Annotated in this window: 7 protein-coding genes and 1 pseudogene; 4 read left to right on the forward strand and 4 right to left on the reverse strand. The window is 32.3% G+C overall.

Annotation, left to right across the window (positions count from 1 at the left end; all coding sequences use genetic code 11):
• Window positions 1–95: 95 nt before the first annotated feature.
• Window positions 96–1,334: a patatin-like phospholipase family protein gene (locus tag BX659_RS05080; RefSeq protein WP_181186414.1), complete on the reverse strand. Its 1,239-nt coding sequence runs from the start codon at window positions 1,332–1,334 to the stop codon at window positions 96–98.
• 196 nt (window positions 1,335–1,530) lie between these two features.
• Window positions 1,531–5,307, reverse strand: coding sequence for a phosphoribosylformylglycinamidine synthase (locus BX659_RS05085; RefSeq protein WP_097016736.1), 3,777 nt, complete (start codon window positions 5,305–5,307; stop codon window positions 1,531–1,533).
• Window positions 5,308–5,547: 240 nt separating this feature from the next.
• On the opposite strand from BX659_RS05085, the gene BX659_RS05090 reads away from it, so the two are divergent.
• Both BX659_RS05090 and BX659_RS05095 read left to right on the forward strand, forming a co-directional pair.
• Window positions 5,548–6,744 carry a patatin-like phospholipase family protein gene (locus tag BX659_RS05090; protein WP_097016737.1) on the forward strand — a complete coding sequence of 399 codons (1,197 nt, stop codon included), beginning with the start codon at window positions 5,548–5,550 and terminating at the stop codon, window positions 6,742–6,744.
• Window positions 6,745–6,815: 71 nt separating this feature from the next.
• Window positions 6,816–7,700: a LysR family transcriptional regulator gene (locus BX659_RS05095; RefSeq protein WP_097016738.1), complete on the forward strand. Its 885-nt coding sequence runs from the start codon at window positions 6,816–6,818 to the stop codon at window positions 7,698–7,700.
• A gap of 87 nt (window positions 7,701–7,787) precedes the next feature.
• On the opposite strand, the gene BX659_RS05100 is transcribed toward BX659_RS05095, so the two are convergent.
• Both BX659_RS05100 and BX659_RS05105 read right to left on the reverse strand, forming a co-directional pair.
• On the reverse strand, window positions 7,788–8,909 hold the full coding sequence (locus BX659_RS05100) for a YibE/F family protein (protein ID WP_097016739.1): 1,122 nt from the start codon (window positions 8,907–8,909) through the stop codon (window positions 7,788–7,790).
• A 101-nt stretch (window positions 8,910–9,010) separates the two neighbouring features.
• On the reverse strand, window positions 9,011–10,537 hold the full coding sequence (locus BX659_RS05105) for a purple acid phosphatase family protein (protein ID WP_097016740.1): 1,527 nt from the start codon (window positions 10,535–10,537) through the stop codon (window positions 9,011–9,013).
• Between the two features lie 214 nt (window positions 10,538–10,751).
• Here BX659_RS05105 and BX659_RS19785 point away from each other — a divergent pair.
• Together BX659_RS19785 and BX659_RS05115 are read left to right on the forward strand one after the other, a co-directional pair.
• Window positions 10,752–10,881: pseudogene (locus tag BX659_RS19785) on the forward strand (LysR family transcriptional regulator); the annotation flags it as partial.
• Between the two features lie 105 nt (window positions 10,882–10,986).
• Window positions 10,987–11,172, forward strand: coding sequence for a hypothetical protein (locus tag BX659_RS05115; RefSeq protein ID WP_097016741.1), 186 nt, complete (start codon window positions 10,987–10,989; stop codon window positions 11,170–11,172).
• Window positions 11,173–11,313 lie beyond the last annotated feature (141 nt).

Raw genomic sequence — 11,313 nt, forward strand, 5'->3', positions numbered from 1 at the left:
TTAGTAATTGTTACTGATAATAGTATATTATCTCTGCATCTATTTGTCAAGGAATCACCTGAATTAACAATGATTATTATTATCAAGATAATTATTTATAAACTATAACAAGAATCAGATAATAAATTACAGTCTAATAGCCTAACATTATCTTGTTGCTGCTTAATAAAGGAGAAGATACCCTTTAGTTTGAGTGAGCTTATTTTATCATTATTTAGTATATCCAAAATGACTTTTGAGTTATCCTTAAAGTTGACTATAATTGCCTTATCATCGCTTTTAATTTGATTATAATGATACTCAATATTTCCTTTATTATTATAATTGATAATTGTAAATCTTTTATTCAACCTTTGAGCTACAAAATAAGAGAATAGATAATCATCACTATCAAAAGAGAGTATAGTATCAAAGGACTTAATATCTATTCTCTCTTTTAGAAAATCTACCATTTCATCAGCAAACTCCTCTAATTCTATGAGGCTTCCTTTTATCTTATCTATGTCTTTTACACCTTTAAAAGTAGCTATCCCCCTTTTTAAGCGTCTGTCTTTAAAATAATCTAATTTATTCTTAGTATTAGTATAACCAGAATTATATAACCACTCTTTATCCTCTTTACTTATAGAAAAATCAATTGCTTTAATCTCTCCTGTAGGAATAGCTATCACATGTGATTTAGATAATTCAATCTGCCGTTGTTCATTAACTATAATAACCATCTCCATTATTGCAGATAGATAATCAATGAAACTGTTTATCTTTTCTGCTCTATTACCTACTTCTTCTACTAGCATAAAACCTAAAGAAGGCAACCGAGAGTGATTAAATATCCTTAAAGGTAGATTGTTCATAACTGCCCCATCAACATAGAAATTAGATTTATAGCAATAAGGTACATATACAATGGGAATACTCATCGACATTCTGACCGCTTCTGCAACTGATACATTAGGAGTGTCCCTTGTAGAAAAAACTTCGGATCTCTTATAATTAACATTTGAAGCTATAATATAGACATCTTTATTAAGATCCTTAAAGCTTCTAATTCCTCTAGAAGCTAACTTAGACCTAATCCATTTCAGAACATTATTACCCTGATATAAACCATAGCTTCTAGCCAGCCTGATTAGTGAGAAGCTATCTTTAAATTGATCGAAGTTATGCTCATACATAATCTCCTTTAACTCTTCACAGCTATAACCTGCACCATAAAGAGCTGCTATAATAGCCCCTGCTGAACTTCCCGCAATCCCCACAATCTCAATACCATCATCCTCCAAAGCCTTAATTCCACCTAAATGGGCTATCCCTTTAATCCCTCCTCCACTCAATGAGAGATTAATCTTTAATTTATTTATCTTTACCACCTCCTAGATAAACCGACTACCCTATAATCAATATATAACTAGAAATTATTTTTCGTTATATGTATTTTTTGGAAACAATTTATTTGTTACAATGATTAATATTATCAATAAAAAAAGAGGCTACAGATTATTAATCTGTAGCCTCTTGTAACTCCACTATTTATTTTGTAAAATACTCTACTCCTGCTTTAAATAACATCTGATCTTTCTTACCAATTATATTCTTAGCCACATTGCTTCCAATCCGTTCTGAATGCCCCATCTTACCTAAGACACGACCATCAGGGCTTGTAATTCCTTCAATAGCATAGACTGAACCGTTAGGGTTAAAGGCTATATTTGAGCTTGGAGTTCCGGCTAAATCTACATATTGGGTAGCCACCTGTCCATTGGCAAATAACTCTTTTGCCATCTCTTCACTAGCTACAAAACGACCTTCTCCATGGGAGACAGGAATTGCATGAACATCGCCTACCTCTACATTAGCTAGCCATGGTGATTTATTTGAGACTATTTTGGTATTAGCAATGCAAGACACATGGCGTCCGATTGTATTATAAGTTAAAGTTGGTGCCTCTTTGGTCAACTCTCTAATCTCTCCATAAGGTACTAAACCTAGCTTGATTAGAGCTTGGAAACCGTTACAGATACCTAGCATTAATCCATCTCGCTTATTTAATAGGTTCATTACCGCTTCCTTAATCTGAGGATTTCTAAAGACAGTTGCTATAAATTTACCTGAACCTTCTGGCTCATCTCCTGCACTAAACCCTCCTGCTAACATTACAATTTGAGAGCTATTAATTGACTCTGCCATAGCCTCAATTGACTCTTCTATCTGCTGAGGCTTTAAGTTTTTAAATACTAGAGTCTCTACCTCTGCTCCTGCTTGCTCAAACTGTTTTGCTGTATCATATTCGCAGTTTGTTCCAGGGAAGACTGGAATCAAGACTTTAGGCTTAGCTACCTTAATCTTTGGTGTATAAATCTCTTTCACATTGTATGGTTTGAACTTATACTCTTTAGGTGCTTCCTCTGTCTTAGTTCGATATACCTTCTCTAAAGGCTCTTCCCAAGCAATTATTGCTTCATCAATAGCTAGTTCAGTATTATTTACTTTGATAGTCTCTTCAGCGCTTGTTCTTCCTAATAACTCATACTCTACTTCTCCAAATAAATCTGCTAACTCTGCTCCTGCTTTCACCTCTAACACAAGTGCTCCATATTCTGGAGTAAATAATTTGTCTTCTACTATCTCTTCTTGGAAGCTAAATCCTATCTTATTACCAAAGCTCATCTTAGTTACTGCTTCTGCAATACCACCTAAGGTGATTGCTTGAGCTGCTAAGACTTCACCTACTTTAATTAATTCAGTTACTTTACTATATGCAGCTGTTAATTTATCGAAGTTAGGCATATCAGCTTCATCTTTCTCTACAGGGATATAAACTACCTGACTACCAGCCTCTTTAAATTCTGGTGAAATAACATCATTTACATCTACTGTATCTACTGCAAAGGATACTAAGGTAGGTGGTACATCAATCTCATTAAAGGTTCCTGACATACTATCCTTACCACCGATTGCAGGTAAACCAAATCTCTTCTGTGCATAATAAGCACCTAATAAAGCACTAAAAGGTTTACCCCATTTAGAATAGTCATTATTCAATCTTTCAAAGTACTCTTGGAAGGTAAATCTAATCTTCTCATAGCTTCCACCAGTTGCTACTACCTTAGCCACCGATTCGATTACTGCATACAAGGCTCCATGGAAAGGACTCCAAGCTGATAGCTTTGAATTATAACCATGGCTCATAATAGTACCTGTACTTGTATCTCCTTTTAGCATAGGAATCTTAGCCACCATACTTTGAGTAGGTGTTAATTGATACTTTCCTCCAAAGGGCATTAAGACAGTTCCTGCTCCAATTGAGCTATCAAATTTCTCTATTAATCCCTTTTGGCTACAGACATTAATATCTGAGATATTCTCTAGCCATTTTGCTTTTAAATCACTATCTGTTGCTAATCTAGTTTTTGTTGCTGTTTCGAAGTAGCTCTCTTCTTGAGGTTGCTTAACTATTACCTTAGTTTGCTGAGTTGCACCATTAGTATCTAAAAAGTCTCTGCTGATATTGACTATATCCTTACCTTGCCAGTTCATGATTAATCTTCTATGACCTTTGACCTCTGCTACAACTGTTGCTTCTAAGTTCTCTGTCTCTGATAACTCTATAAATTCCTCTACATTCTCTTGATCTACTACTACAGCCATCCGTTCTTGGGATTCAGAGATAGCCAATTCCGTTCCATCTAATCCTGCATATTTTTTCGGTACAGCATCTAAATCAATCTCTAAAGCATCTGCTAACTCACCAATGGCTACTGATACCCCACCAGCTCCAAAATCATTACAGACCTTGATCATCTTGCTTACCTTAGGATTTCTAAATAATCTCTGAATCTTTCTCTCTGTAGGAGGATTACCTTTCTGTACTTCTGCTCCACACTCTTCGATAGACTCTTCTGTATGTGCCTTTGATGAACCAGTAGCACCACCACATCCATCACGACCAGTCTGTCCACCTAAAAGAATGATAATATCTCCTGGCTCAGCACTTCCTCTAACAACATTCTCCTTAGGAGCTGCTGCAACTACTGCTCCTATCTCCATATGCTTAGCTAGATATCTTTCATCATAAATCTCCTGTACCATTCCTGTCGCTAGTCCGATCTGGTTTCCATAAGAACTATAGCCATGAGAAGCTTCTTGTGCTATCTTCTTTTGGGGTAACTTCCCTGGGATTGTATCTTCTATTGAGGTTCTTGGATCTCCACTTCCTGTAATACGCATCGCTTGATAGACATAAGAACGACCTGATAATGGGTCACGGATTGCTCCACCTAAACAGGTTGCTGCTCCACCAAAAGGCTCAATCTCTGTAGGATGGTTATGGGTTTCATTCTTAAACATTACTAACCATTCCTCTTCTTCTCCATCTACATCTACTGGTACAACTATACTAGCAGCATTGACTTCATCAGAAATCTCTAAGTCTTCTAATTTACCGTCTTTTCTTAACTCTTTCATCCCCAGCAAAGCTATATCCATTAAACAGATATCCTTCTCTTTGCCCTCATAGACTACTTCTCTTCCTGCTAAATACTCTGCATAAGCTTCAGCAATTGGTTTAGTATATTTACCCTCTTCTATCTCTACATCCTCTATCTTGGTTAAGAAGGTTGTATGGCGACAATGATCTGACCAGTAGGTATCTAATAATCTGATCTCTGTAATTGTAGGGTTTCTCTTCTCTGTATCTCTAAAGTATTTTTGAGTATGGAGTAAATCCTCTTTACTCATTGCTAGTCCTAATTCTACTAATAAGTTCTCTATACCTGCTTCTTCAGCTTCAATAAATCCATCAATTGTTTCTACCTCTGTTGGTACTTCATACTTCATCTCCAAAGTCTCTGGCTTTGCCAAATCTGCTTCTCTAGAATCTACAGGGTTGATATAATACTCTTTAATCTTCTCTACCTCTTCTGCTGTTAAATCTCCTTTTAATACAATCACTCTAGCAGCTCTTACTATTGGTTTTTCATCATTATTTAAGATCTGTATACACTGCTCTGCTGAATCTGCTCGCTGGTCATATTGTCCTGGTAAATACTCTACTCCAAAAGCAGTTTCTGATTCAGCTAACTCTAATTCTTCTTCAACCAACTTATCCACTGTTGGCTCTGATAAGATTGTAGTACAAGCCTGCTGATAGGCTTCTTCAGATATCTTAGCAATATCATACCTATTAATAACTCTGACATCCTCTAAATTGTCTAACTGTAAACTCTCCTTAAAGTCAGCTAATAATTGCTTAGCCTCTACATTATAACCTTCTTTCTTCTCTACATAGACTCTTCTGATTTGCGACATGATGGAGCCTCCCTTTTATATTTTAAGTTCAAAAGATTTCATTTTTTAACTCATTTATATTAACTCAAATGCTTGATTTAATCTATTAACTGTACACTTACATTATAGTATGATATCATTAAGTAGTAAAATTAATAATTCTAATATTATTAATTAGTATTGGTTATATATAAATATTAATTATGAATTTTATTTTTGAAAAATCAAAGGTCAAAATAAGAATAATAGGAGGTAGCATTGATGTATGGTCTTGTTTTAGAAGGTGGCGGTGCTAAAGGCGCTTATCATATTGGAGCATATAAAGCGATCAATGAATTAAATCTAGATATATCTGGAATTACTGGAACTTCAATTGGAGCTATTAATGGTGCTTTAATCGCAGGTGAAGATTTAGAATATGTCTATGATCTATGGTATAATTTAAAGCCTTCTCAACTATTTGATGTTAATGAAAAAGTACTCAAAGACTTAAGAGAATTCAACTTCAATCAAAAAAATGTAAATTATATCATCAACAAAATAAAAGAGATTTTTAATAATGGGGGGATAGAATTAAATAAAATCAAATCTTTTCTTTCAGAAAATATCGATGAAAAGAAAGTTAGAAATACTAATATAGATTTTGGAATAGTTACCGTTAACATCTCTCAAAAAAAAGCAATGGAACTCTTTATTGAAGATATACCCCGAGGAAAATTATTAGATTATTTAATGGCTAGTGCCTATCTGCCTACTTTTAAAATGGAAAAGATAGATGGTGAATTATTTCTAGATGGTGGTTTCTATGATAATCTACCTATAAATTTACTAGCCCAAAAAGGCTATAAAGAAATTATTGCAATTAGAACCTTTGGAATGGGACGAGTTCGTGAAGTAGAAAACAAAGATCTAAACATCACTTATATCTCACCTAATGAAGATTTAGGAAGAACCCTTGATTTTGATCAAGAACAAATAAGATATAATCTGAAATTAGGTTATTTTGATGCCCTTAAAGTTTTTAATAACTTAAAAGGAAAAAAATATTATCTTAATGTTAATAAAAAAGAAAAAGACTATATAGAACTTTTACTAAAACTTAATCAAGAGCAGCTTGCCAAAATAAGTGAAATATTAAATATAAAAGAATTAACTGGCTATAGAATGTTATTTGAAGAAGCTATTGCTAAACTAAGTGTCTTATTAGACCTTGATAAGCAGAGCACTTATGAAGATATCCTTTTATCTTTATTAGAATTCATAGCTGAAAAAATTGATATAGAGAGATTTAAAGTTTATGACCTTGATGATTTTATAAAACAGATTAAAAAAGCTTTTCCTGAAAATAAAACACTAGAAAGTAATAACATTCCTAGCTTTATTAAAGATAATAAGTTACTATCACGAACTGTAAAAGATGCATTACTAGAAGATATAATTACTATAATTCTTGATTAAACAATCCCACTCTCCTTATATATTATCTTTAATTTTTAATTCTAATATTATTTAATCAGAGGTGTTTATCAATGAATGTTAACTATGAACTCTACAAAGTCTTTTATTATGTAGCAAAACATCTTAGCTTCTCAAAGGCTGCTGATGAACTCTTTATCTCCCAATCGGCTGTCAGTCAGAGTATTAAATCTCTAGAAGAGGAATTAAATACATCTTTATTTATTAGAAGCACAAAGAAAGTCAATCTTAGTAAAGAAGGCGAAATATTATTAAAACATATTGAACCTGCCCTCAACCTGATTAAAAGTGGTGAGCGAAATATTCAAGAGATTAACTCCTTTGAAAAGGGAGAGATACATATTGGAGCAAATGACACTATCTCAAAGGATTTCTTATTACCCTATCTGAAGAAATTCCATCAACTCTATCCCCAAATCCATATCCAGATTACCAATAGAACCTCTAGCACCTGTGTAGAATTATTAAAGCAAGGTACTGTTGATTTAATCATCACTAACCTACCTAATAACAATATTAGTGACTTTATGGAAGTTAAAGAGATTTTCACTTTTAAAGATATCTTTATCAGTGGATATGATTTTAAGAAACTCCAGGGAAGAGAGATTGAACTTAAGGATTTAGCTGATTATCCTATTTTAATGTTAGAGAAGAAGACTACAACGAGAAGATTTTTTGATAAATTGATGGATAACTTTGAAATTGAAATTACTCCTGAGGTAGAGCTAGGCAGTATTGACTTACTGATTGAGATGGCAAAGATAGGATTAGGCATCTCCTTTGTACCTGATTATTGTATCAATACAGCTAACAGAGAATTATTTAAAGTAGATATAAAAGAAGAACTGCCAGCACGCAAATTGGCAGTTGTCACTAATAAAAATATTCCCTTTTCTATTGCTAGTCAGAAGTTTATGGAATTATTGATTAAAATTTAAGTTTAAATTCACACATCTATATGAATATCCAATTCTAAATATCTATTAATAAATCTTTTTACAGAGGTCAAAATCTCTCTTATGTACTCAGGGGAGATTATTGACCTTAACTTTAGGTATTAAATAAGCCGCAATTAAAGAGACCATAGGTACTGTAAATATAACTCCTAAACTTCCTGAAATACCTCGTAAAATTTCAATTCCTATTGGATACATGTTCATAATCTGATTATACTCCATATCATAGGCGTAAATAAAAATTAGTGTATTAATTGATCCACCTGTAAAAGCTAAAATCAAAGTATTAGCCATTGTACCCATCATATCTCTTCCTACATTCATCCCAGATTTAAAGAGCTCTATTCTATTTAATGTAGGTTTTTGTATATAAATTTCATTGATAGCTGAACTGACAGACATACTAACATCCATAACTGCACCTAATGAGGAGATTAATAATCCTGAAAATAATAATCCTGAAATCTTTAGTTCTGTTAACGACCCTATGAAGATAAGTTCTTCAATATCTGATACATTATTTCCTGAAATTTTTGTTAAATAACCGAATAAACTAGCAAAAGCACCTGCTATCACTACACCTAAGATAGTTCCTAAAATAGCCGATAGAGTTTTATAAGTTATCCCACTGATAAGATAAAGGCTGACAATTGTTGTGAGGATAACTATAAGCACTGCTGACCAAAAAGGTGAATATCCCTTATATAACATCGGTAAATAGAGATAGATAATACAGATAAAAGTAAAGATTAGTCCTAAAGCTGAATTAAGACCCTTTGTAGAGCCTATCAACCAGATACTTCCAATAAACAAAGCTATCATAGCATATAAAGCTGGTGATCTGTGATAATTATATACAGAGACAAAAATAGTATCATTGTGAACATTTACTTCTGCAATTACAGTCATTCCTTCTTTACAATCAGCTCCATTTAAATAGCCTGAAAAACTTGTTGCCTCTACAACCTTACCTTTTTTAGTACCTGACAGTAACTTTAACAGAACTCTTTGACTGCCTATTCTTGAACCATCTTCCTTTAAGTTGTCTTCTATCACCTTGATTACTTTAGCCTTTTCAAAGCTTCTGCCTTGTTTATTGATAAGTTCTACTTTATCTACCTTGTTAAAGAAGAATAAAAATATTCCAAATAAGATCATTATAATTATAATAATAAGTTGTCTACGTCTCATTGATAGCCCCCTGCTTTTTTGTCCTTAAACTATTAACAGAAGTAGACATGTCTACTTCTGTTAATAGTTTATTACCTAATTATATTTAATGATAAATAACCCTAGTTTTTATCTGTTTTTACAATTGCGAATGTATTGTCTATCTTTTTCATAGTATCAGTTCTATAAGTATCGATAGTAAAACGGTTCCCAGCAATATTAATTACTGAAAAAGTAGGCACATTTCTCTGCCATCTTTTAGCAATATAAGCTTGCTGATTATCTACTAACTCATAATATTTACTACCTGTAGCAGAGTTAGCAGTTATATAAAGGATTCCCTCTGGATTGACTACCTCTGATAATTTATTGCTATCTTTGATTGCATCTTTGTCTGCAACACTTGATAAATATGCATTGTATCTATTATCTACTGATTTATCACCTTCAAAATATTCATCAAATTCATCACCTGTTAACATTTTATCTCTTTGGATTCTACCACCCTTTAGTAGAAAAGTTCTTGAATAAGTATGATCATGTCCTGCTAAAACTATATCGATATTATTTTTTTCAAAAATAGAGATTAAATTATATCTTAAACTAACAATTTTAGGTTCATTAGAATGTTCACCTGAACCATAAATATCATGGTGAACAGTCACAATACGCCATTTTGTATTAGGATTCTCATAAACTGCTCTTTCTATAAACTCTTTATGTTCTGCAATATTTCGATTATTGGTATTTAACATAATAAATAATGTATTCCCATAAGTGTAATAATGATCCCCACCAGCATTTGTTCTACCAAGATCACTAGTATTAGGATTATTGAAATGGAAAAAATAATTTTTTGATAATGAATCATGGTTTCCTATGGTAGTAGCAATAGGAACAGATTTCAAAACATCAGCACTTAAGAAAGCAGCATACTCAATTTCATTTCCTGTATAAAGAGGATTCTTAGTTTTCTTATCTCTTGATTGAACCTGATCTCCTGCTGATAAGATAAAACTAGCCTTAGGTGATATTGACAAAGCAAGATTAAGAGTGTTATTCCAGTTAAAACCATCATTTCTACATCCTAAATCTTGTCCTTGTTTTTTTAGACTACCAGTTGCTTTATTACGACTTGAAGAACCTATTTGTGGGTCACCAACGTAGATAAAACTGAAATTTTTAGTATTTTGAGTCTTATAGATCATAGGTTGAGACCATCTTCCATTCTTTATATAACTATAATAATATGTAGTATTTTCTTGCAATCCTGTTGCTGTAGCTTTATTTGATCGATACCCTTTTACAGCTGAGGTTGATACTACTTTCAGTTCCTTAGCATCATTTAAATCACTATGTTTACCTATTTTGATTTTAGGATTTGAATCTGTATCTTTACTATACCATCCAAAATTTAATTCTGTTGCATTAGCACCTGGAGTAAGAGAAATCTGTGTCCAATCATCTTTGAGATTGTCCCATTTTTTACTCCATTTTTCGAATGAACCATTTTTAGCAGCCTCTGTTTGAGCAGCTTCTGTCCAGGCATCATTTGATGCAGCAAAACTATTTAGACTAGTACCTATCAATATAGTTACTGCCAATAACAATCCTACTAATAATTTTTTTCTTCTTTTGTAATTAATCATCTAATATCCTCCTTATTATCTTATAGACTTAATTTTACAATAAATATTATTTTCTTTTTAATAAGGATTACTATATCAGATATATATGATGATTTCAATCAAGTTAACATATATTTAACTTTATTTACTCATTTTTAACAATAGTGTAGTTTATTTTATTATTTTTGATATTATATCAAAGTATGGTATAATAATTAATTAAATATAATTATAAATGGATGTTAACTATGAGCTCTACAAAGTCTTTTATTATGTAGCAAAACATCTTAGCTTATCTAAAAGCTGTTGATAACATCTTTATATCTCAATCGGCTGTTAATCAAAATATTGAATTTCTAGAAAAAATTAAAAACTTCAGAGTTAGTTTAACTAAAATTTGATAGGTTAATGGACAACTTTGAAGTTAAGCTTCTGAGGTAGAGCTAGGCAGTATTGATTTACTGATTGAGATGGCAAAGATAGGATTAGGCATCTCCTTTGTGCCTGATTATTGTATCAATACAGCTAACAAAGAATTATTTAAGGTTGCTATAAAAGAGGAACTGCCAGCACAACAATTGGCAGTTGTTACTAATAAGAACATTCCTTTTTCTATTGCTAGTCAGAAGTTTATGGAGTTGATGGTTGATATTTAGCCTAATAGTAAAAAAACTACTAAGATATAAGTTATCCTTTCTTAGTTATTTACAAAAAAACATTTAATTTTAATATAGTTGATTTCTACAACCAAATCTATTATAATGTAATAAATTAAATATTTGCTAAAAGAGGTGATA

Source organism: Orenia metallireducens, assembly GCF_003001995.1.
GTDB classification, from domain to species: Bacteria; Bacillota; Halanaerobiia; order Halobacteroidales; family Halobacteroidaceae; genus Orenia; species Orenia metallireducens_B.

What these genes read in the sequence shown, in the direction of transcription:
- BX659_RS05085 (WP_097016736.1), bottom strand. Translation starts at nt 5,307, where the DNA reads ATGTCGCAAATCAGAAGAGTCTATGTAGAGAAGAAAGAAGGTTATAAT.
- BX659_RS05090 (WP_097016737.1), top strand. Translation starts at nt 5,548, where the DNA reads ATGTATGGTCTTGTTTTAGAAGGTGGCGGTGCTAAAGGCGCTTATCAT.
- BX659_RS05095 (WP_097016738.1), top strand. Translation starts at nt 6,816, where the DNA reads ATGAATGTTAACTATGAACTCTACAAAGTCTTTTATTATGTAGCAAAA.
- BX659_RS05100 (WP_097016739.1), bottom strand. Translation starts at nt 8,909, where the DNA reads ATGAGACGTAGACAACTTATTATTATAATTATAATGATCTTATTTGGA.
- BX659_RS05105 (WP_097016740.1), bottom strand. Translation starts at nt 10,537, where the DNA reads ATGATTAATTACAAAAGAAGAAAAAAATTATTAGTAGGATTGTTATTG.
- BX659_RS05115 (WP_097016741.1), top strand. Translation starts at nt 10,987, where the DNA reads ATGGCAAAGATAGGATTAGGCATCTCCTTTGTGCCTGATTATTGTATC.